A 23,547-nucleotide genomic window follows, 5' to 3' on the forward strand; every position below is an offset into this window, starting at 1 on the left:
ATATTTGCCATAAGGGCGGAATGGTGGTTGAATATGTCGAAAAGTTCAAGAATGACAAGAATCAATGAAGAAATTAAAAAAGAAATAAGTGATATCATCCGTCAAGATTTAAAAGACCCAAGAATTAATCAGTTGATGGTAAGTGTTATCAATGTTGATACAACCAATGATTTAAAGCACTGTAAGGTTTACATCAGCGTCATGGGAGATAAGAATCAAAAAGAAGGAGTTTTGGAAGGACTAAAAAGCGCCGGGGGATTTATAAGGAGAGAGATTGCCAGAAGAATTAACTTAAGAAATACCCCGGAATTTATATTTAAACTGGATGATTCAATTGAATATGGTATACATCTTTCAAAGATATTAGATGATATAAACCAAGATGCAAAAGAGGATATCAAATAATGAAAAAGGATATCATAAAACAAATACAAAATCATAAGTACATAGCGATAGCAACCCACATAAATCCTGATGGGGATGCTATCGGCTCCTGTACTGCCTTGGCATTGGCTCTTTATAAAAACGGTAAAAAACCTATAATTCTTATCAATGAACGGCCTAAAAAATATGCTTTTTTATCTGGGGAAGAATTTATTTTTGAAGAATATCCTAGGGATATTCCCCTAGAGTTATTCATAGCCTTAGACTGTGGAGATAAAGAGCGGCTGGGGGATTATATATCCTACTTTGATAATGCCCCTATTTCAATTAATATTGACCATCATATAAGCAATCCCAAATATGGACATTATTATTATGTCGATTCCCAAGCATCTTCAACATCTGAAATGATATATGGGCTCATAAAAGATTGTGGCATTCCTTTTGATGGGACAATAGCACAATCTATTTATGCAGGCATAGCCTATGACACAGGAAACTTTAGACATAGCAGCACAACTTCCTCTACCCATAGGGTAATTTCGGATTTGCTACAATATGATTTTGACTTCACAAAAATTCTTGATAAATTATTTCATTTAAGGTCTTTAGCCTCTGCAAAATTATTAGGATATGCCCTAAATAAGATGGAGATTGCCTATAATAATGAAATTTGTATATGCACCTTAACCCGAAAAGAAATGGATGCCCTAGGCGCCGGTACAGATGACACAGAAGGAATCATTTCTTTCATGAAAAATATAGAAGGTGTAACGGTGGCTATCCTTATATACGAAAAGAAAGATAATGATATTAAGGTAAGCTTTCGTTCTTCAGGAGATAAGGATGTATGTAGTGTAGCGCAATTATTTAAAGGAGGCGGACATAAAAAGGCTTCCGGCTGCTCTTTAAGTATGCCTATTCATAAGGCTAAAGAAGAGGTATTCAATGTAGTATTAAAAGAATTATTTTAGGAGATATGAACTTGAATGGTATTTTAAATATTTACAAAGAAAAGGGATATACTTCCCATGATGTAGTAGCTGTAGCTAGAAAAATATTGAACCAAAAAAAAATAGGTCATACAGGAACTTTAGACCCTGAAGCAGAAGGGGTTTTGCCAATTTGTATAGGAAAGGCTACAAAAGCCGTAGAATATATAACTGACCAAAAAAAGATATATAGAGCAGTGGTTAAGCTTGGAACCACTACCACAACCGAAGACCATACAGGAGATATTATTACAAAAAAACCTGTGATTTTTAATGAAGAAGATATTAGGCAGGCAGTGGATACATTTGTAGGTGAACATGAACAAATTCCCCCCATGTATTCAGCTATTAAAGTAAATGGCAAGAAGCTATATGAATTGGCAAGACAGGGTAAAACCATCGAAAGAAAGCCACGGAAGATTACCATTTATAATATAGACATCCACGCCTTCATGCCCCCAGATCAAATTCAAATAGATGTAAAATGTTCTAAGGGTACTTATATTAGGACGCTTTGCGCGGATATCGGTGAAAAATTAGGGTTTGGAGCCCATATGAATGGTTTAATTAGAACAGAGGTAGGGATATTCAATATCCAAAACAGCATTAAATTAGGTGATTTGAAAGAATTAGTTTTAAAAGGAAAAGTTGATGGAGCAATGGTTAAGGTGGAAAAGTTGTTTGATACCTACCCTAAGATAAAAATCCAATCGACCGGTGAAAAGGCCTTAAAAAACGGAAACAAGCTTCATATTTCCTATGCAATGGAAAAGATAGAAAAAATCAATTCCAGTGAAATTTTTAAGGTATACGATTTTTCTAATCAATTTGTGGGGTTGTACAAAATCAAAGCTGAGGGGACGGAATATTACCTAAAACCATTGAAATTATTTTTGTAAGGGGCTTTATTATGAAATATATATCTAATGTAAATATATCTCAAAATCTACCTAGTGTCATAACCCTAGGAAATTTTGATGGAATTCATTTGGGGCATAGAAAACTTATTAATACTGTTAAAAAGGTAGGAGAGGATATGGGTTTACAATCCATCATTTTTTCATTTTATCCCCATCCACAAATTGTTTTAAATAAGGGTAATTTTCCGGGAATGATATTTTCTAGGAATGAGAAGAAAAAAAGATTGGAAGAAATAGGTATAGATACTTATATAGAACACCCTTTTACAAAAGAGTTTGCAAATATTTCACCTGAAGAATTTGTTGAGAAAATACTTATAAAAGAGCTAAATACAAAAATAATTGTTATAGGTACCAATAATAAATTCGGCAAAAAACAAAAAGGTGATATCCATTTCCTAAGGGAAAGGGAAAAACAATGGGGAATATCCGTTATCGAAATGACCCCCGTTTTATACGATAATGCCATAGTAAGCAGCACCCGAGTAAGGGAAGAATTACTAAAAGGAAATATTGAAAAGGTAAATGAATTATTAGAAGTTTCCTACAGTATAATCGGAAAAATAGTAAAAGGGAGAAATCTAGGGCATAAATTAGGATATCCCACAGCTAATATATTGCCGTATAAAGACAGGATATATCCTCCAGAGGGAGTATTTATAACTCGAACAAAATATAAGGCTAAAGTATATAATAGTGTAACCAATATTGGCTTTAATCCTACGGTAAATGGAAAAGTTAAAAATATTGAGACCCATATGATTGATTTTAATAAATCTATTTATGATGAAGAGATAGAAGTTGAGTTCCATAAATGGATTAGAAAAGAACAAAAGTTCTCAAATTTACAGGGGTTAATGAGCCAATTAAAATTAGATGTCAACGAAAGCAAGAGATATTTTGAGAATTGGTAAAATAGCCTCATTTTTAAAATGAAAAATAAAGTTTACAGAAAGACTATAAAGTGATATAATCACCTTTGTAGAATAACCTTTGCTCGGATTCAGGTATCTCCGACCTATTCTTAGCAAAAGGGGTTTATAAATTAAGGAGGATTTTATAATGGACAAATTGCAAAAGCAAGAAATTATTCAAAAACACGGAAGAACTGAAAACGATACAGGTTCTCCAGAAGTTCAGATTGCTATTCTTACAGAAAGAATTAATCATTTAACAGAACATTTAAAGTCTCACAAAAAGGACCACCATTCAAGAAGAGGACTTCTTAAGATGGTAGGGCAAAGAAGAGGTTTATTAAACTATCTTATGAAAAAGGATATTGAGAGATATCGTGCAATTATCTCTGAACTTGGCATAAGAAAATAATAAGAAAAGAAGCGGGATAATCCGCTTCTTTATTTTGCAATAAAAGTAACTAAAATATAAATTATCATAATTATTATAAATTATTTATCATAATTGGGATTTACATGGTATAATATGAATAATTAAATTCTATAATTGTAAATCTATACATAAGACTAATTTAGAAGGGAGAAACACACTATATGTCTAGAACATTTTCAACAGACTTAGCTGGACGCAAACTCGTAGTTGAAATAGGCAAAGTAGCAGAATTGGCTAATGGTGCTGCCATTGTAAGATATGGAGATACAGTAGTTTTAGTTACGGCGACAGCTTCAGATAAACCAAGAGAAGGAATAGACTTTTTTCCATTAAGCGTTGATTACGAAGAGCGGTTATATGCAGTTGGTAAGATTCCTGGAGGATTTATAAAAAGAGAAGGGAAGCCAACAGAAAAAGCAATACTTACTTCAAGGGTTATTGACCGTCCGATTAGGCCGTTATTCCCTAAAGATTATCGTAATGATGTTTCGGTTGTATCTACGGTTCTCTCCGTAGACCAAGATTGTAGCCCAGAAATAGCTGCGATGATAGGATCTTCCATTGTACTTTCTATATCTGACATTCCGTTTTTTGGACCTACAGGCTCTGTTAATGTGGGTTATGTAGATGGGGAAATAGTAATCAATCCTACCTCGGAACAAAGGGAAGTGAGCACTCTTTCTTTAACGGTGTCTTCTACAAAGGATAAGGTAATGATGATAGAAGCAGGGGCAGATGAAATCGAGGATAGTATTATGTTAGAGGCAATCTTTAGGGGTCATGAAGAAAACCAAAAGATTGTAAAATTCATAGAAGAAATCCAAGCAGAATGTGGAAAGCCAAAACATGATTACGAAAAGCACGAAATTCCCCAAGAAATATACAATGCAGTTAAGGCTTTAGTAAGTGGGGAAGAAATGGAAGCAGCTGTTTTCACCGATGATAAGCAACAAAGGGACGAGCAGATGAAAGCCCTTACAGAAAAAGTTATGGCGTATTTTATGGAAAACAACCCTGAATACGAACCTTATATCAATGAAGCAATATATAAATACGAAAAAGAAACAGTTAGAAAGATGATTTTAAAAGATAATAAACGTCCTGATGGAAGGTCACTAGAAGAAATTAGATCCCTTTCAGCAGAGGTAGATATCCTTCCAAGAACCCATGGTTCTGCTATATTCAAAAGAGGACAAACTCAGGTTTTAACCGTAACAACCCTAGGAGCTATGGGAGATGTACAAATATTAGATGGTCTAGATGCCCTAGAAGATACCAAACGGTACATGCATCATTATAATTTTCCATCCTATTCTGTAGGAGAAACAAGACCTTCAAGAGGCCCAGGAAGACGAGAAATCGGTCATGGGGCTTTGGCAGAAAGGGCACTTCTTCCTGTTATCCCTAGTGAAGAGGAATTTCCCTATGCTATCCGTCTGGTTTCAGAAGTATTAAGCTCTAACGGCTCCACTTCCCAAGCCAGTGTATGTGGTAGCACATTGTCTTTGATGGCGGCAGGGGTACCGATTAAAGCTCCTGTAGCAGGGATTTCTGTAGGCCTTATAACGGGGGAAAGTGACGATGATTTTGTACTTCTTACCGATATACAAGGGCTTGAAGACTTTTTTGGAGACATGGACTTTAAAGTTGCCGGGACCCATAAAGGAATTACTGCAATACAAATGGATATGAAAATCCAAGGACTAACAAAAGAAATCATAGAACAATCATTACAACAAACCAAAAGAGCAAGGGCATACATCCTAGACGAAGTTATGTTAAGGGCTATTCCTGAACCTAGAAAATCCTTGTCCTCCTATGCTCCGCAGATTGTTAGAACCAATGTGGACCCTGAAAAAATCAGTGAAATTATTGGGCCTAGGGGAAAAACTATTAATAAGATTATTGATGAAACAGGGGTAAAAATCGATATCGAAGATGATGGACGCATATTCATATGCGGTGTAGATTCCGAAAGGGTAAAAAAAGCTCTATCCATTATAGAAGGTATTACAAAAGAAATTGAACCGGGGGAAATATACCTTGGTAAGGTAGTTAAAATTATGAACTTTGGTGCATTTGTTGAGGTTGCACCAGGAAAAGAAGGCTTGGTTCATATATCAAAGTTAGCCCATGAACATGTTAAAAATGTTGAAGATGTTGTTCATGTGGGAGATGAAATACTAGTTAAAGTAACAGATATAGATAAGCAAGGAAGGATTAACTTATCTAGAAAAGACACCCTTCCAAAACCTGAAAAGGAAGAAACCAAAGAACAAACCAAAGAATAAACATAAACCCAGAGGTTTATGTTTTCTTGTATTATTCTTTATTTTTCATAAAAGAGGTTATAATAAATCAATAGAATTGTAATTAAAAAGGAGAACCCCATGTTTGAGCTTAAAAAATTACCCAATGGTGTTACCATCGTAGCAGAAAAACTGCCCTTTGTTCGTTCGATTGCTTTTGGACTTTGGGTTGGCAATGGCTCCCGCCATGAGGAAAACTATGAAAATGGCATTTCTCATTTTATCGAACATATGATGTTTAAGGGCACAAAAGACAGAACCTCAAAGGAAATTGCAGATGAAATGGATTCCATTGGAGGGCAACTTAATGCCTATACAACTAAGGAATACACCTGTTATTATTTTAGATCCTTAGATAATCATTTTAACCAAGCTTTAGATATACTTACAGATATGTTTTTTAATTCTCATTTTGAGGATAAGGAAATTAAAAAAGAAAAAGGGGTTATACTAGAAGAAATCAATATGTATGAAGACTCTGCAGAAGAATTGGTTCATGATTTAATGCAGGAAGCCGTATGGCCTAATAATCCCTTAGGGAAACCCATCCTCGGAACTCATAAAACTATAGAAAACTTTGATAATGAGAGATTGATATCCTTCTATAAGAAAAGATATCGTCCGGAAAACACAGTAATAGCAGTGGCAGGGAATTTTAATTACGAGGAAATGATAAATACAATAGAAGAAAAATTTAGCCATTGGACCTTTGGGGATAAGGAGGATAATCCTCTTATGACCCCAAAATACATCCCAAAAATAATAAGCAAATCAAAGGATATAGAACAAGTACACCTATGCTTAAGTTTTCCTGGTATCCCTTCAGACTCAAAATTCGTATATAGCCTAATTATATTAAATACCATATTAGGAGGGGGAATGAGTTCAAGGCTTTTCCAAAAAATTAGGGAAGATAGGGGTATGGCTTACTCCATCTACTCCTATCCTACTAATTATAAAGATACGGGGCTGTTTACCATCTATGCTGGGATGAATCCTCTGCAAACTTTAGAGGCAATCGAACTAATTATGAAAGAAATAGAAGCAATCAAAAAAGAGCAAATATCTATAGAAGATCTAATAAGGACAAAGGAACAATTAAAAAGTAGTTATATTATGGGACTGGAAAGTACTAGCAGTAGGATGTCTAGCATAGGAAAATCTCAACTACTATTAAATAGGATTAATACACCGGATGAAATTATTCGAAGGGTGGATGAAGTCACCATGGAAAAAAATCATCATGTTATAGAGAGAGTATTTGATTTTTCTCAAATTAGCTTATCTTTAGTGGGAAAAATAGAACATGTGGATATTAAGGAGATTAAAAAAATATGTCTGATGCATTAAAAATAAAAATAAAAAGGTTGGAGGGAGCAGAAGATATCCCACTGCCCCACTATATGACAAGGGAATCTGCAGGGATGGATCTTTATGCCAATATAGAAAAAGAAATAACCTTAAAAAAAGGAGCCATTAAGCTAATTCCAACAGGAATTTGTATTCAACTTCCTAGGGGGTACGAAGCCCAAATTCGACCTAGAAGTGGATTGGCGTACAAATACGGGATAGGTATTGTAAATAGTCCAGGAACAATAGATGCAGATTACAGGGGAGAAATCAAAATTATCATGATTAACTTTGGCGAGGATGATTTTGTCATAAAAAGAGGGGATAGGATAGCCCAAATGGTTATTAATAAAATCGAACAAATAAAATGGACCCTTGTGGAAGAATTGGAGGATTCAGAGAGAAGCTCCGGGGGTTTTGGACACACAGGATATTAAAAGCCGTATGAACTTTATGTTCATACGGCTTTTAATATCTGGGGAATCCTATTGCTTCCTATGGACTAGCACCAAATACAGTAGCTATTACATAAACTATACTATCGATATCCCCTAAGGATAAATAAAAAATTTGTAAGGTTTTGGCAGGAGGGATTGGATTGAACCTTAAAAGGCTTAAAATTGCCATTATTGGAGGAGACCTACGGCAAATAAAATTAATCAATCTTTTAATAGAAGAAGGAATGGAAGTCCGGGTATTTGGATTAAATGGAATTGATTTTAAGGATAATGTACTCGTTTTTGACACCCTTCATCAAGCACTTGCGGGAGCAGATATGATTATTGGACCTATTCCTTGTTCTTCTGACAATACCACATTATTTTCTAAATATCAGGATTCACCCATAAACTTGGAAAATGTTTTCAAACATATTCCCAAGGGCAAGCTTTTTATGGCAGGAATGATTACTCCTGAAATACAAAAAATCGCAAGATCTTATGACTTTAAAATAGTTGATTTATTAAAAAGAGAAGAATTGTCGATTTTAAATGCCATACCTACAGCAGAAGGAGCCATCCAATGTGCTATGGAAAATAGCGAGATTACAATCCATGGCAGTAGAAGTCTGATACTGGGTTTTGGGAGATGTGGTAAAATACTAGCTCATATACTAAAAGGTATTGGTGCTAATCTCACAGTGGAGGCCAGGAAAGCCGAAGATTTAGCCTATATCAAAAGCTATGGATATCAACCAATGGACCTTAGTCGTTTGGAGGAATTTATAGGTGAATTTGATTTTATTTTTAACACAATTCCTTCTAAGATTTTGGACTTAGAAATGCTTAAAAAAATGAAAAAGGATGTTTTAATAATTGATTTAGCCTCAAAGCCTGGGGGAGTAGATTATGACGGTGCAAAAGAGCTGGGATTAAAGGCTATCCTTGCTTTAGGTTTACCGGGCAAAGTGGCACCGAAAACAGCAGCATTAATTATTCGCGATACCATATTTAACATATATAGCGAGATGGGGGTAGTTAAATGAGTAGTTTAAAAAATGTAAAGATTGGATTTGCATTATGCGGGTCCTACTGTACCTATGCTAAAGTGATACCAGAAATAGAAAATTTAGTTCAGGCAGGGGCGGAAGTGTTTCCGATTATGTCATATAATTCCTATCAAACGGATACAAGATTTGGTGCGGCTAAGGACCATATAGATAGAATTGAAAAAATAACAGGAAAAAGTATAATTAAAACAATTACAGAAGCAGAGCCTTTAGGTCCTGATAATATAGTTGATATATTGATTGTTGCCCCATGTACAGGAAACACCTTGGCAAAACTTGCCAATGCCATAACCGACACCCCTGTATTAATGGCAGCTAAGGCAATTCTTAGAAATAACAAGCCTGTTGTATTGGCTGTAGCTACCAATGATGGCCTAGGGGCTAATATAAGAAATATCGGAATTCTTATGAATAGTAAAAAGATATATTTTGTTCCTATGGGTCAGGATAATTATAAAAAAAAGCCAAACTCTATAGTGGCAGATATGCATTTGATATCAAAATCAATAATAAAAGCCTTGAAAGGCGAACAAATCCAGCCGGTGATTATTGATATGAATAAGTGATAGGTATTTCTATTTGCATCTGAGGTAAAGAATATGGCATAATATTTTTGAATGAACTCCTCTTAAACGACCCATACTAAAAATAAACATTATATTATTAAAGAGGAGAAATTTTATGAACAATGAAACCATACCCAAGGAATGCAATAAGGAACAAGACCCTGTAACTGAATCCATAAAAGAATTTGGTCAGATGCCTTTACCAAAAGATAATGATAGAAATAAACAAAGGATTCACTGTCTCACTATTATAGGTCAAATTGAAGGGCATATCGCCCTACCGCCTCAAAACAAAACAACAAAGTATGAGCATGTGATTCCACAATTGGTGGCAATAAGGGATAATGATGAAATTGACGGGGTAATTTTGGTACTAAACACCGTTGGTGGAGATGTGGAAGCAGGGCTTGCCATTGCAGAGATGATTGCCTCCTTGGGGAAACCAACGGTATCTTTAGTGCTGGGCGGAGGACATTCCATTGGGGTTCCCCTGGCAGTATCCGCAAAATATTCTTTTATAGCCTCCAGTGCCACTATGACCATTCATCCTGTTCGTATGAGTGGTACGGTTATAGGAGTCCCCCAAACCTTTGAATATTTCGATAAAATGCAAGAAAGGATTGTTGATTTTGTTTCGCGAAAATCAAAAATTTCTCAACAGCGTTTTAAAGAACTCATGCTTGATACCGGGAAGCTGGCAAAGGACGTTGGGACAATCGTCATAGGGGAAGAAGCTGTAAAAGAAAAGCTAATTGATGAGGTGGGTGGATTGGATGATGCCTTAAAAAAACTATATGCCTTAATTGAAGAAGACAAAAAATCCAAGGAGGATAAAAAGTGATTTACTCTATCATACCTAATGAGGTCATCTTTAGTGTTTTAAAAAGCGATGAAAGTTTTAAACTTGAAGAAGTAGAATACAGAGGATGCTTATTGCAAATTGCTGTAGATAGGGATAAAGGAGCAAGTATACAAAGAATCATATCCACAGATCCAAGAGATTATCTAAATCAGGAATTACAACCGGGCACTATCTTTTCTATGGAAAAAATCAACAGATTCTGAACAAAAATATAAAATCATATTACAAAAACATTTAAACAGTGTTATAATTGTGTTAAACGTGTTAGCAAAAGCTAGCACTTTTTATTTAAAAAGGGGAAGGACAAATATGAAAAGAAAGACAAGCAGCAGTACTAAAAAAAACATTAAAAAACCTATAAGCAAAGTAAAATCTCCTAGGGGACCATTGTCCCAAGAAATCCAAGGGATATTTATTTTTGCCATAGCACTTATTTTTGGAGTGGGTATATATACTAAACAGGGTGGATTAATCGGAAGATGGATTCATCACTTTTTTATGGGGATTATGGGTATTGCCGCCTATGGATTACCTATACTTATTTCCATAGCAGGGATGCTTATGCTTCTTAAGAAAATGAACAATTATACTAGGATTAAAATGGCTATGAGTTTTGCTTTATTGGTTTTGGTATCTACATTTGTCCACAGTATGAATTTAGCTTCATATTCCATAGTGGGGATAAATTTGTGGGAGAAAATAAAGTATTTTTACGGCAGAGGTAATTGGAATAATGGGGGAGTAATAGGTGCTGCATTAGGCAATTTTTTACTAAAGATAATTGGCATATATGGTACTTATATTTTAATTATCACCCTTTTTATCATAATATTTATTTTATTAACTGGTAGATCCTTCGTAGAAGGGATTATTTTAATTTCAAAATTGCTTGCAAAACAAATATGCAAGATAAAAAATCTAATACATAGCTATCAAAAGGTTCAAGAAGACAGAAGTTTAAAAAGGAAAGAAAAGCACAAAATCAAAGAAGAAAATAAAAACATATCCAGGGAAGAAAATACACCGCAAGATGAACATGTACATATAGAAGCTACTAGGGATACAGTAGAAAAAGATAAGGAAATAAAAGTATTGGATTTTGCCCAAAAACAAGAACATCAAAAAAGCAATAAGGAACCTATAAAAAAAGAAACAAAACAAAATCCAGATGTCGAAAAATCCATGGATAATATTTCTTCTGGAAATAGTCCAATAAATTATAAATTTCCTTCTATTGGTTTGTTACAACTAAACGAAAGCACTGTAACATCTAATTCTAAGAAGATGATGCTAGATAATGCCAAAAAGTTAGAAAAAACCTTATCTAGTTTTGGGGTAAATGCAAAGGTGCTACAGATTAGTAGGGGACCTGCTGTAACAAGATACGAATTGCAGCCCAGTCAGGGAGTAAAGGTAAGCAAGATTGTAAATTTAGCAGATGATATCGCCCTTAACTTAGCTGCGGCAGGAATAAGGATAGAAGCCCCAATACCCGGGAAAGCCGCTGTGGGGATAGAGGTGCCTAATAAGGAAGCACAGTCCGTATTTTTAAGAGAAGTGATTGAAGGGGATGAATTTGACAAGTTCCCATCTAAACTGGCTTTTGCCCTAGGAAAGGATATTGCCGGTAATTCTGTAGTGACAGATATTGCTAGGATGCCCCATTTGCTTATTGCAGGGGCAACCGGTTCAGGTAAGAGTGTATGTATTAATACCTTAATTACAAGTATTCTCTATAAGGCTAACCCTAATGAAGTAAAGTTATTAATGATTGACCCTAAGGTGGTTGAATTAAGTGTATATAATGGAATACCCCATCTTATGATTCCTGTTGTCACAGATCCTAAAAAAGCAGCAGGGGCCCTTAACTGGGCAGTACAGGAAATGACTAATCGCTATAAACTTTTTGCAGAAAATAATGTTAGGGATATTAAGGGTTATAATAATATGAAAAAAGATCAGACAGAAGAAGATAACGTGGAAACAATGCCCCAGATGGTGATAATCATTGATGAATTGGCGGATTTAATGATGAGCGCCCCGGGAGATGTTGAGGATGCTATTTGCCGTTTAGCACAAATGGCAAGGGCAGCAGGCATACATCTGGTGATTGCTACCCAAAGGCCTTCAGTTGATGTAATCACAGGGGTTATTAAGGCAAATATTCCTTCAAGACTTGCTTTTGCGGTTTCCTCAGGAACGGATTCTAGGACTATCTTAGATATGGTGGGGGCAGAGAAGCTCCTAGGAAAAGGTGATATGCTATTTTACCCCGTAGGAGCTTCAAAACCTGTAAGGATTCAGGGGGCGTTTATTTCTGATAAAGAAGTAGAAAGTATAGTAGAAAGTATTAAAACTACTGGAAGTGCAGAATATGATGAGGATGTACTTGAAAAAATAACATCCTCCGGCAGTCTACCCTCAGAGGGAGAGGCGGTGGATGAATTTTTAGACCAGGCAATTGAAATGGTCATCGATAAAGAAAAGGCATCTATTTCTATGCTTCAAAGATACCTAAGAATCGGATTTAATAGGGCAGCAAGGATAATGGAAGAAATGGAGCAAAGAAATATTGTAGGTCCCGATGAGGGAAGCAAACCAAGAAAAGTCCTTATTAGCAAGGAAGAATTTGAACAAATAAAATTAGACACTGGACAAAAAGCATCTAATTTGTAATACTGTAAACAGCATTTGCAAATGAAACATTTTAAAGTTTTGAGGGAGGATAACAAATGAAAAGTGATATTGAAATTGCACAGGAAGCAGCCATAAAACCTATTACTGAAATTGCTTCAAACCTTAACATCAATACGGATGATTTAGAACTATATGGAAAATACAAAGCGAAGTTATCCAATACCCTATGGGAAAAGGTAGGAAACAATAAGGATGGGAAATTAGTTTTAGTAACCGCAATTAATCCTACTCCGGCTGGAGAAGGAAAGACCACCATATCTGTCGGTCTCGGACAAGCCCTTTGTAGACTAAATAAAAAGGCTATTGTGGCTCTTCGAGAACCTTCCCTAGGGCCTTGTATGGGAGTCAAAGGGGGAGCAGCTGGGGGTGGATATGCCCAGGTGGTTCCTATGGAAGACATCAACCTTCATTTTACAGGGGATATCCATGCTATTTCAACAGCCCATAATTTGCTTTCGGCAGTTATAGATAATCATATTCAACAGGGCAACGAACTGCAAATTGATCCAAGACAAATCCTTTGGAAAAGAGTCATAGATATGAATGACAGAGCTTTAAGAAATATAGTAGTGGGCTTAGGGGGCAGGGCCCATGGAATGCCTAGGGAAGACGGATATATGATTACAGTGGCCTCAGAAGTCATGGCGATACTTTGTCTTTCCAAGGATTTAGAAGATTTAAAAGAAAGACTGGGGAAAATTATTGTAGCCTATAATTTTAATAAGGATCCAATAACCCCTAATGATTTGGGAGTAAATGGGGCAATGGCAGCCCTGCTTAAGGATGCCCTAAAGCCTAATTTAGTTCAAACTTTAGAAAACACCCCTGTTATTATGCATGGAGGTCCGTTTGCAAATATTGCCCATGGATGCAATAGCATTAGGGCAACTCAATTGGCCTTAAAACTTTCTGATATTGTAGTAACAGAAGCAGGTTTTGGAGCAGATTTAGGAGCAGAAAAGTTTTTGGACATTAAATGTCGTTTGGGGGGATTAAAACCAGATGCAGTGGTATTGGTAGCTACCATCAGGGCCTTAAAGTATAATGGGGGAATTGCCAAGGACCAACTAAGTATAGAAAATTTAGGGGCCCTTCAAAAAGGCTTTGTAAACCTTGAAAAACATATAGAAAACATAAATCAATATAAGACCCCTATTGTAGTGACCCTTAATGCCTTTTCTACAGATACGGATGAAGAGATTGCCTATGTTAAAGAAAAATGTGAAGCCATGGGATGTTCTTTTGCTATTTCTAAAGTATGGGAAAAAGGAGGGGAAGGTGGATTGGAACTGGCACATCAAGTCATCGATACCCTAGAAAACAAACCTTCAAATTTCCAAGTCCTATATGATGCCCATGATACTATAACAGAAAAAATAGAAACCATAGCAAAGAAAATATACGGGGCAAAGGGAGTTGTATTTACCCCTAAGGCAAGGGCAGATATGAAACAAATCGAGGATATGAATTTGGATAAGATGCCCATATGCATTGCCAAAACACAATACTCCCTATCGGATAACCCCGCCTTACTTGGACGGCCGAAAGATTTTGAAGTTACCGTTAGGGAATTGAAATTATCTGCTGGGGCTGGATTTATCGTTGCTTTAACCGGAGAAATCATGACAATGCCAGGGCTTCCTAAAAAACCAGCAGCAATGAATATAGATATTAATAGCAATGGACAAATTACAGGATTATTCTAGGAGGATTTTATGGATACGATTTTAATAGATGGGAAAAAAATAGCACAGGATATAAAAGATGAACTAAAAACGGAAGTCGAAGCCCTTAAACAAAGAGGAATAACCCCAGGATTAGCCGTTGTATTGGTTGGGGAAAATCCTGCCTCTAAGGTCTATGTAAACAATAAAAAAAAGGCCTGTGAATACATAGGAGTCCGTTCATTTTCCTATGAGCTTCCAAAAGAAACAACGGAAGAAGAGCTATTAAAACTTATAGATGTACTCAATCACACAAAAGAGGTAAACGGTATATTAGTTCAGCTTCCCCTGCCCCAACATATAGATGAAAATAAGGTTCTTTTATCCATTGACCCTAAAAAGGATGTAGATTGTTTCCATCCTATAAACGTAGGATTGATTACAATAGGGGAATTAGATGGATTTTTACCTTGCACCCCTGCAGGAATCATAGAATTAATCAAAAGAACCCAAATTGAAATTGAAGGAAAAAAATGTGTCATAGTAGGTAGGAGCAATATCGTTGGAAAGCCTGTGGCTTTGCTATTACTAAGCAATAATGGAACAGTAGAAATCTGTCACTCACGCACAAAGGATTTGGCTAAGGTATGTAAAAGTGCCGATATCCTCGTGGCAGCTATAGGCAAACCTAACTTTATCACCGCTGATATGGTTAAGGAAGGTGCCATACTCATAGATGTCGGGATTAACCGTTTAGAAAATGGCAAATTATGTGGTGATATAGATTTTGAAAACTGTAAACAAAAGGCAACAGCCATCACTCCAGTTCCCGGAGGAGTAGGGCCTATGACCATTGCTATGTTAATGAAAAATTGTGTAAAGGCAGCATTGTAGATTGTGTGAATAGCTAGGAAGGGGATTATTTTGTCAATTAGAATAGCATTTGTTTCCTTAGGTTGTGACAAAAATTTAGTAGACAGTGAAGTAATGCTTGCTCTATTACAAAAGGCGGGTTTTATTTTAATACCTGATGAAGATCAAGCAGAAGTACTAGTGGTTAATACCTGTTGTTTTATACAGGATGCCAAAGAAGAAAGCATTGAGAATATATTAGAAATGGCAGAGTATAAAAAACATGGCAATTGTAGGGCACTTATTGTAACCGGTTGTATGGCAGAGCGCTACAAGGAGGAAATACTATTAGAAATCCCCGAAGTAGATGCTGTAGTTGGAACCACAAGTTACGAAAATATTGTAGAAGTAGTGCAAGAGGTTATACAGGGGAAAAAGGTCCAAAGATTTAAGCCCATAGATGCCAAGCTTAATGAAGATAATGAAAGAATAATAAGTACAGGGGGGTACTTTGCATACCTTAAGATTGCAGAGGGCTGCAATAATAAATGTACATATTGTATTATTCCAAAGCTTAGGGGTTCTTATAGAAGCCGTTCCATAGAAAGTTTGCTTAAGGAAGCAAAAACCCTAGCCCATCAAGGGGTAAAAGAACTTATATTAGTTGCCCAAGACACCACTAGATATGGATGTGATTTATATGGGAAAAAAAGGCTTCCACAACTTTTGACCAAACTATGTGAAATTGAAGGACTGGAATGGATTCGACTTTTATACTGCTACCCCGAGGAAATAACCGATGAACTTATAGAAGTGATTGCAAGGGAAAAAAAGATATGTAAATACTTAGATATGCCAATACAACATGCCAATAACTCTGTTTTAAAAAGAATGGGAAGAAAAAGCAATAAGGAAGAACTAATTGAACTTATCAATAAAATGAGGAAAAAGATTCCAGAAATTTGTCTTAGAACAACTCTAATACTTGGATTTCCAGGGGAAACCAAGGAAGAGTACGATGATTTGGTGGACTTTGTAAATAGGGTGAAATTTGATCGTTTAGGTGTTTTTTCTTACTCAAAAGAAGAAGGTACCGCAGCTGCCAAAATGAGTGGACAGATTTCGAATAATGTTAAAGAGTCTAGAAAAAATAACATTATGCAAATACAAGAAAATATTTGTGCAGAAAAATCTAGGGCATTTATAGGAAAAACTTTAGATGTCATTATAGAAGGAAAGCTTCCTAAAGAGAATATATATTGTGGGAGAACCTATAGGGATTCTCCAGAAATAGATGGAATGGTATTTATTCAAACCGATAAAGAAATTTTATCCGGAGAGTTTATTAAAGTAATTGTAACCAAAGCCCAAGAATATGATTTAATAGGGGAGATAATTAATGAACCTAGCAAATAAAATAACCTTTTTAAGAATAGGTATGATTCCTATATTTTTAATCATACTTTTAACTGACTGGATTGGGGACCCCAAGAGAAGAATAATTGCACTCATTATATTTATCCTAGCATCTCTTACAGATATGCTAGATGGATATATTGCAAGATCTAGAAATCAAATTACGACCCTAGGTAAGTTCATGGATCCCTTAGCAGACAAACTTCTTGTGACCTCAGCATTAATAAGTCTAGTTGAATTAGGAGATTTGCCTGCATGGATTGTCACTATCATATTAAGCCGTGAATTTATTATCACGGGCTTTAGGATAGTGGCAGCTTCAGAGGGTATAGTCATTGCCGCTAGTTGGTGGGGCAAAATAAAAACTATATCCCAGATGCTTATGATAATCATCATCTTATTAAATATTCCTAGCCTATACTTATTAGAAATAATTTTAACCTGGTTGGCGGTTGCTTTTACAATCATATCTGGGGTGGACTATATAGTAAAAAACAAGCAAGTTTTTCGTAATTAAAAGGATTCAGTGAAATAAATGTCGAATTTATTTAATAAGAAACATTTTTAGTCTTGAATTTTACTGCGTATTACGAAGGGGGGACCATTATGAAGCTAACTTTTTTAGGAGCAGCTCAAACTGTCACCGGTTCTTGTTATTTGATGGAGGCAAACGGTAAAAATGTTTTGATTGATTGTGGAATGTTTCAAGGCCATGATAAAGAAGAAGATATAAACTTTGAACAATTTCCTTTTGCTCCAGGTTCAATTGACTATGTATTTTTAACCCATGCCCATATTGACCATAGTGGGAGAATACCTAAGCTTTGTAAGGATGGTTTTCATGGGGAGATAATATCTACCAAAGCCACCGCTGATTTATGTGCAATCATGCTTCCAGATAGCGGGTATATTCAAGAGTCAGAAGTAGAATGGAAAAACAGAAAAAGACAAAGGGCAGGTAAGCCACTTTTAGAGCCATTGTATACTTATCAGGATGCCATAGATTCTATTCAATATTTTACGCCGGTTAAATATCATGAAGAATTACATTTAGAGGGAAATATAACCATAAGGTTTTCTGATGCGGGGCATATTTTAGGTTCAGCTATTTTGGAAATATGGGTCCGAGAAGATGAAAACGAAACAAAAATAGTATGCACGGGGGACTTAGGGAATCAGGATATTCCTTTATTAAAAAATCCGGAGATTATTGAAAGTGCCGATTATTTGATTATAGAATCTACTTATGGAAATAGGCTTCATAAGGAACATGAAAACAAAGTAAGAAAGCTACTTAACATCATTGAGGATACTATCAAAAAAGGCGGTAATGTCATTATTCCCTCATTTGCCGTTGGACGTACCCAAGAAATCATTTACGAACTTCATAAATATAGAAAACTATATAAAGAGGATATGGAGTTTTTAACCCATGTTCCCGTATATGTGGATAGCCCCTTGGCAATTTCAGCGACAGAAGTATTTAGAAAGAATTTGGATTGTTATGATGAAGAGGCAAGGGCCTATGTTGAAAACGGGGATAATCCTTTAGATTTTCCCAATTTAAGTTTTTCAAGAACCCCGGAAGAATCAAAACTTCTTAATGAAAAAAAGGAACCGGTTATTATTATATCGGCCAGTGGAATGTGTGAAGCAGGCAGAATTAAGCATCATTTAAAACATAATCTTTGGAGGGAAAATAGTGCAATCTTATTTGTGGGGTATCAGGCACCGGGAACCTTAGGAAGAAGAATATTAGATGGGGTAAATAAGGTAAAGATATTAGGAGAGGATATCTCTATTAAAGCAAGGATAGAAAGTATAGATGGGTATTCAGGCCATGCAGATCAACAAGGGCTCATTAACTGGGTCGGTCGTTTTAAAAAAATGCCTAAAAAGGTGTTCATAACCCACGGGGAGCTAGAAGCTCAAAAAGTTTTTGCAAAACTACTTAAAACCCATTTTAACCTAGAGACGATTATCCCCGGACGAGGAGACAATTATGAATTAACGGCTACTCGCATTATCACCCATAAACCAGTTAAAAAGCTTAAAGATAATTTCATCCGCTTACAACTATTGGCTCAAATCGATATTCTCTCAGAAGAGATTTACTTCTTAACTAAGACTTTGAACCAAGAAATATTAAATGGCAAGGAAGATGCAGAAATACAAATCATTCAGGATAAAATAGAAGAAGTCCATCATTCTATTAAGAGAATTAATCAAATTCTACAAGGGTCATTATAAAAACAGCAGAGCATTCTGCTGTTTTTAATTTGTCATAAAATCTATAAAATGAGTTCCTAAATGAATTAATTTGGTTTTATTATTTTGTATTAGGTCATATTCTATATAAATGTATTTTTTATCCGAATCATAAGAGTCCATAAATACAGGGAGACCAATATTATCCGAGATTATCGGTAAAAACAGACCTGTTTTTTTGATATAGCAGGTGGAGCGTTTAGCAGGCTCTCGTTTTTCCCTAGGGATAATACTACCTAGGGATTTATGAACAGCTTCATCCTGCTCGGGTAAATAATAATATTCTTTGTAGTTGGGGAAAAAGTGATACAAAGTGCCCCTAAAAGTATGTACATTAAAATCAATCACGGGGCTCTTACTAGTTAAAGAACAGTGCCAGCCTTTATCTTTTATAATATGGGAGAGGGGGGAGGGTTTTAGAACCTTTAATGAAAATAAAAGTGCTTTGTTTTTTAAGTTTATGGAGACAATATCATTATAAAAAGAAACTGTGCTCAATTTTTTAATATATTCCATAATGTCATAGATTCTTAGGATTTTAAGCAATCCATAAATATCCTCTTCATTATGAGTAAGCAAATTGTTTAAAAGATTATCCTTAGGGCTATGGCAGTATCTCTTGTACTGGCTAATTAATTCTCTACCATCGTAAATATCTTTCCTATTTATATTTAGAAACCTTTCAATTGTTTTTAATCTACAATTATCTAAATTTAAGGTATTTTTATATGGCCGGATATATTTTAGGATGTCTATGGTTTTCATGTTTTTTAAGGGATTTGGGATTTTTGCGATACGAGCCTTTTTTTCTAGATAAGGGATATCAAATGTATCCCCATTAAAATGAATTATATGGCTAAATGAAGAAGCAAGCTTAAAAAAGCCATCGATGACATCATTTTCTTCATCGGGATTTTCAGCAAAAAACTGATTCAAAATCCAGTGATTGTTTTTGAAATAGGCACAGCCAATAAGAAATACCTTAGAGTGCTCAGCTGAAAAGCCAGTGGTTTCTATATCGAAAAAGAGAAGTTCTTTTTTATTATATTTTGAAAAAAATAATTACATGCATCATAAAATCGAAATTCTTTGACTAATTTATACATTTTAAGGCTCCTTATAAAATATATGTATATATAATACAAACGAATTTATAAATATGCAAGAATTTAATTTTGCCAAATGATAACAAAAGCAAAACTATCGAAAATTATTCTTGAAATTGCAAGAGTTTAGTTATATAATTTCATATATAAATTGATATAAAAATATAACAAATCATATTTTTGTAAAATTATAAGGAGGAAGATTATGAATACGACAAAAAAATTAATGACATTATTACTTGCAGGGAGTCTTATGGTTTCTTCCCTTGTAGGCTGTGGAAACCAAGGGGGTAAATCAGCGGATTCAGATGAAATAAAGATTGGAGGTATAGCACCTCTAACAGGGAACGTGGCTGTTTATGGAGTTGCAGCAGATAGAGGGGCAAAATTAGCAATAGAGGAAATTAATGCAGCAGGAGGTATCTTAAATAAGCAAATTAAATATATAGTTTATGACGATAAAGGAGATACCACAGAAGCAGTTAATGCTTATAAAAAGTTAACCAGTAATGATAAAGTAGATGCAATCTTTGGTGCGGTGACCAGTAAGCCAACTCTATCGGTAACACCATTGGCTGCAAAGGATAATATCCCAATGATTTCTCCTACAGCTACCGCTTTAGAGGTAACTGAAGCAGGACCTAATATTTTCCGTGCTTGTTTTATAGATCCATATCAAGGGGAAATTATGGCTAAGTTTGCAGTAGAGGATTTGAAGGCAGGAAAAGCAGCAGTTGTGTATAACACAGCAGATGACTATTCAGTAGGAGTTGCAGAAGCTTTTAAAGCTGCCTTTGAAGCAAATGGAGCAGAAATTGTAAGCTACGAAGGATATAATGGGGATGACAAAGATTTTAAGGCAGTTCTTACAAATGTAAAAGCTAAGGATCCGGAAGTATTATTTATTCCTGATTATTACAACACCGTAGGACTTATTGCACAACAGGCAAGGGAAGTAGGAATCAGCGCAGCTTTACTTGGCGCGGATGGTTGGGATGGAGTAATAGGAGTAAATGCCGAAGCAGTAGAAGGGGCATACTTTTGTAATCACTACTCAACCGATGATACAGCTTCACAGGTTCAAGATTTCTTGACAGCATACAAAGAAAAATATGATGAAGACCCTGTGAGTTTTGCGGCATTAGGTTATGATGCTATAAAAATTTTAGCAGCAGCTATAGAAAAGGCAGGGTCCACCGATAAAAAAGCAGTTGCAGAGGCTTTAAGCGAAACTAATATTACTTCTGTTACTGGAACAGTTACCTTTGACGAAAATAGAAACCCTGTTAAAGAAGTATCCATCATAAAGATAGAAGATGGTAAGAATAGATTATTTACAAAGATGAGCCTTTAATCACAAAGGGAGAAGAAATTCTCCCTTTCTCTACATTTTTAAAACATTTAACAAAAGGAGGGCAGAAGATGGAATTCTTAACTAAATTTTTACAACAACTCATCAACGGGATTCATATAGGAAGTATATATGCCCTGATTGCTTTGGGATATACTATGGTATATGGTATCGTTAAACTAATCAATTTTGCCCATGGGGATATCATTATGATGGGGGCATTTATTGCCTTTGTATCCATTACAGGATTTGGAATGCCTTTATGGGCAGTTCTTATTATTTCTGTTTTATTTTGCTTGGTATCTGGGATTTTGATTGAAAAGATTGCATATAAACCTCTTAGAGGCGCACCAAGGATATCTGCTCTTATTACAGCTATAGGGGTAAGTTTGTTTTTGGAAAATCTATTCTTTAAAATTTTTGGCGCAAACCCAAGACCTTTTCCAACATTATTTAATCCTGAACCTATTTTCATTGGTTCCCTTAGAATCAGTAGAATTACTGCTGTTACCATAGTTATATCCTTGGTTTTAATGGTGGTGTTGGACTTTTTTGTTAGAAAAACGAAAACAGGGAAGGCCATGAGAGCAGTTTCAGAGGACCAAGGGGCAGCACAATTAATGGGGATTAATGTAAACACTACTATCTCTATTACTTTTGCCATAGGTTCGGCCCTAGGAGCTATCGGAGGCATTCTATACAGTGCAGCATATCCATTAATCGAACCCTTTATGGGAATGATGCCAGGGCTTAAAGCCTTCGTTGCTGCTGTATTAGGAGGAATAGGAATTATCCCGGGGGCTATGCTTGGGGGTTTTATCATGGGAATTGCAGAAAGTTTTACAAAGGGATATATATCCAGTCAACTGGCGGATGCCGTGGTATTTGGAATCTTAATTATTGTATTAAGTATAAAACCTTCAGGGATATTTGGCAAAAATATTAAAGAGAAAGTGTAGGTGAGCAGAATGGGTAATAAGTGGAAATCCTATATCATTAATTTGTCCCTAATCATCTCTATTTACGTTATTTTAATTCTGCTCATGCAGGCAGGTATTGTTAATAGCTATTATGAAGGTATTCTAATAGGTATATGCATTAATATTGTTTTGGCAACCAGCTTAAACCTGGCTACGGGATATTTGGGACAGCTGGCTTTAGGACATGCAGGATTTATGGCAATTGGTGCCTATGCGGCGGCAATTACCACTTCTATGATGAATTTACCGGGTTTACTGCAACTTGTAGTATCTATTTTAATTGGAGGAATATTAGCAGGGATTTTCGGGATCCTTATAGGGATTCCGGCACTTCGTCTTAAAGGAGATTATCTTGCTATAATTACCCTAGGTTTTGGCGAAATCATCAGAGTTATTATATTAAATTTGAATATTACCGGTGGGGCAAGAGGGCTTAAGGGAATTTTGCCTCTTACTACTTTTAGCTCGGCTTTTTGGGTTGCTGTTTTGGTTGTAGCTATTATTTACACCTTGATTAATTCAAGACATGGTAGGGCAATTATCTCAATTCGTGAGGACGAAATTGCAGCTGAGGCCATGGGGGTTCCTACTACGTTTTATAAAATACTTGCATTTTCCATTGCTGCATTTTTCGCAGGAATTGGTGGGGGATTATTTGCCCACTTTAATAATGTATTAGGGGCAGAAAACTTTAAATTTATGTACTCAATCGAAATCCTTATTATTGTTGTATTAGGAGGAATGGGCAGCCTTACAGGGTCCATAGTAGCAGCTATTATCCTTACAGTATTACCTCAGTTATTACTGGATTTTGCCGATTGGCGTATGTTGATTTATTCAGTTTTGCTTATTATTATGATGATTTTTAAACCAGAAGGACTTTTGGGTAAAAGGGAGTTTTCTATTAGCCGGTTCCTGCAAAAAAGAAAAAATAATCTAAAAGTTACTCCTAACAGTAATGAAAGGAGTGAGTAAT

Annotated in this window: 22 protein-coding genes; 21 read left to right on the forward strand and 1 reads right to left on the reverse strand. The window is 35.6% G+C overall.

All coding sequences use genetic code 11. The annotated features are described in order from the left end of the window. Positions 1–33 precede the first annotated feature (33 nt). From rbfA to GX308_01780, 18 genes are all read left to right on the forward strand, one after another. On the forward strand, positions 34–405 hold the full coding sequence (gene rbfA / locus GX308_01695; GenBank protein ID NLK20806.1) for a 30S ribosome-binding factor RbfA: 372 nt from the start codon (positions 34–36) through the stop codon (positions 403–405). Next, positions 405–1,358: a bifunctional oligoribonuclease/PAP phosphatase NrnA gene (locus tag GX308_01700; GenBank protein NLK20807.1), complete on the forward strand. Its 954-nt coding sequence runs from the start codon at positions 405–407 to the stop codon at positions 1,356–1,358. Before rbfA ends, GX308_01700 begins: the two co-directional genes overlap by 1 nt. 5 nt (positions 1,359–1,363) lie before the next feature. Next, complete coding sequence (truB, locus tag GX308_01705) at positions 1,364–2,275, forward strand: tRNA pseudouridine(55) synthase TruB (protein NLK20808.1); 912 nt, start codon at positions 1,364–1,366, stop codon at positions 2,273–2,275. Positions 2,276–2,286: 11 nt separating this feature from the next. Next, positions 2,287–3,210 (forward strand): bifunctional riboflavin kinase/FAD synthetase, encoded by a 924-nt coding sequence (locus tag GX308_01710; GenBank protein NLK20809.1) that lies wholly within the window; start codon positions 2,287–2,289, stop codon positions 3,208–3,210. A 148-nt stretch (positions 3,211–3,358) separates the two neighbouring features. Next, positions 3,359–3,622, forward strand: a complete 264-nt coding sequence (gene rpsO, locus GX308_01715) for a 30S ribosomal protein S15 (GenBank protein ID NLK20810.1) — start codon at positions 3,359–3,361, stop codon at positions 3,620–3,622. Between the two features lie 182 nt (positions 3,623–3,804). Further along, positions 3,805–5,934, forward strand: a complete 2,130-nt coding sequence (locus GX308_01720) for a polyribonucleotide nucleotidyltransferase (GenBank protein NLK20811.1) — start codon at positions 3,805–3,807, stop codon at positions 5,932–5,934. Between the two features lie 99 nt (positions 5,935–6,033). After that, the gene (locus tag GX308_01725) at positions 6,034–7,302 is read left to right on the forward strand and encodes an insulinase family protein (GenBank protein NLK20812.1); all 1,269 of its coding nucleotides are present in this window, start codon (positions 6,034–6,036) and stop codon (positions 7,300–7,302) included. Beyond that, positions 7,287–7,739, forward strand: coding sequence for a dUTP diphosphatase (gene dut, locus GX308_01730; protein ID NLK20813.1), 453 nt, complete (start codon positions 7,287–7,289; stop codon positions 7,737–7,739). Before GX308_01725 ends, dut begins: the two co-directional genes overlap by 16 nt. 161 nt (positions 7,740–7,900) lie before the next feature. Continuing rightward, entirely contained in the window at positions 7,901–8,785 is an 885-nt protein-coding gene (gene dpsA, locus GX308_01735; protein NLK20814.1) for a dipicolinate synthase subunit DpsA, read from the forward strand. Continuing rightward, positions 8,782–9,375 (forward strand): dipicolinate synthase subunit B, encoded by a 594-nt coding sequence (locus tag GX308_01740; GenBank protein ID NLK20815.1) that lies wholly within the window; start codon positions 8,782–8,784, stop codon positions 9,373–9,375. The genes dpsA and GX308_01740 overlap by 4 nt, the downstream gene beginning before the upstream one ends. 115 nt (positions 9,376–9,490) lie before the next feature. Further along, entirely contained in the window at positions 9,491–10,216 is a 726-nt protein-coding gene (locus GX308_01745) for a translocation-enhancing protein TepA (GenBank protein NLK20816.1), read from the forward strand. Continuing rightward, positions 10,213–10,440, forward strand: coding sequence for a hypothetical protein (locus GX308_01750; GenBank protein NLK20817.1), 228 nt, complete (start codon positions 10,213–10,215; stop codon positions 10,438–10,440). Before GX308_01745 ends, GX308_01750 begins: the two co-directional genes overlap by 4 nt. Before the next feature lie 106 nt (positions 10,441–10,546). Next, entirely contained in the window at positions 10,547–12,913 is a 2,367-nt protein-coding gene (locus GX308_01755) for a DNA translocase FtsK (protein ID NLK20818.1), read from the forward strand. A gap of 56 nt (positions 12,914–12,969) precedes the next feature. Further along, a complete protein-coding gene (locus GX308_01760) occupies positions 12,970–14,640 on the forward strand; it encodes a formate--tetrahydrofolate ligase (GenBank protein ID NLK20819.1) in 1,671 nt (556 codons plus the stop codon). A gap of 9 nt (positions 14,641–14,649) precedes the next feature. Next, the gene (folD, locus tag GX308_01765; protein NLK20820.1) at positions 14,650–15,492 is read left to right on the forward strand and encodes a bifunctional methylenetetrahydrofolate dehydrogenase/methenyltetrahydrofolate cyclohydrolase FolD; all 843 of its coding nucleotides are present in this window, start codon (positions 14,650–14,652) and stop codon (positions 15,490–15,492) included. Between the two features lie 36 nt (positions 15,493–15,528). Next, entirely contained in the window at positions 15,529–16,866 is a 1,338-nt protein-coding gene (gene rimO / locus GX308_01770; GenBank protein NLK20821.1) for a 30S ribosomal protein S12 methylthiotransferase RimO, read from the forward strand. Beyond that, the gene (pgsA, locus tag GX308_01775) at positions 16,850–17,383 is read left to right on the forward strand and encodes a CDP-diacylglycerol--glycerol-3-phosphate 3-phosphatidyltransferase (GenBank protein NLK20822.1); all 534 of its coding nucleotides are present in this window, start codon (positions 16,850–16,852) and stop codon (positions 17,381–17,383) included. The genes rimO and pgsA overlap by 17 nt, the downstream gene beginning before the upstream one ends. An 89-nt stretch (positions 17,384–17,472) precedes the next feature. Then, on the forward strand, positions 17,473–19,116 hold the full coding sequence (locus tag GX308_01780; GenBank protein ID NLK20823.1) for an MBL fold metallo-hydrolase: 1,644 nt from the start codon (positions 17,473–17,475) through the stop codon (positions 19,114–19,116). Between the two features lie 24 nt (positions 19,117–19,140). Here the strand turns inward: GX308_01780 and GX308_01785 are convergent, their stop codons facing one another. Then, positions 19,141–20,151 carry a ribonuclease H-like domain-containing protein gene (locus GX308_01785; protein NLK20824.1) on the reverse strand — a complete coding sequence of 337 codons (1,011 nt, stop codon included), beginning with the start codon at positions 20,149–20,151 and terminating at the stop codon, positions 19,141–19,143. A 294-nt stretch (positions 20,152–20,445) separates the two neighbouring features. Here GX308_01785 and GX308_01790 point away from each other — a divergent pair, with 294 nt between their 5' ends. The 3 genes from GX308_01790 (at position 20,446) to GX308_01800 (ending at position 23,546) form a co-directional block, all read left to right on the forward strand. After that, on the forward strand, positions 20,446–21,594 hold the full coding sequence (locus GX308_01790; protein NLK20825.1) for an ABC transporter substrate-binding protein: 1,149 nt from the start codon (positions 20,446–20,448) through the stop codon (positions 21,592–21,594). A 68-nt stretch (positions 21,595–21,662) separates the two neighbouring features. Continuing rightward, entirely contained in the window at positions 21,663–22,550 is an 888-nt protein-coding gene (locus GX308_01795; protein NLK20826.1) for a branched-chain amino acid ABC transporter permease, read from the forward strand. 9 nt (positions 22,551–22,559) lie between these two features. After that, the gene (locus GX308_01800) at positions 22,560–23,546 is read left to right on the forward strand and encodes a branched-chain amino acid ABC transporter permease (GenBank protein NLK20827.1); all 987 of its coding nucleotides are present in this window, start codon (positions 22,560–22,562) and stop codon (positions 23,544–23,546) included. Position 23,547 lies beyond the last annotated feature (1 nt).

It is taken from the genome of Candidatus Epulonipiscium sp., assembly GCA_012519205.1.
Classification (GTDB): domain Bacteria; phylum Bacillota; class Clostridia; order Lachnospirales; family Defluviitaleaceae; genus JAAYQR01.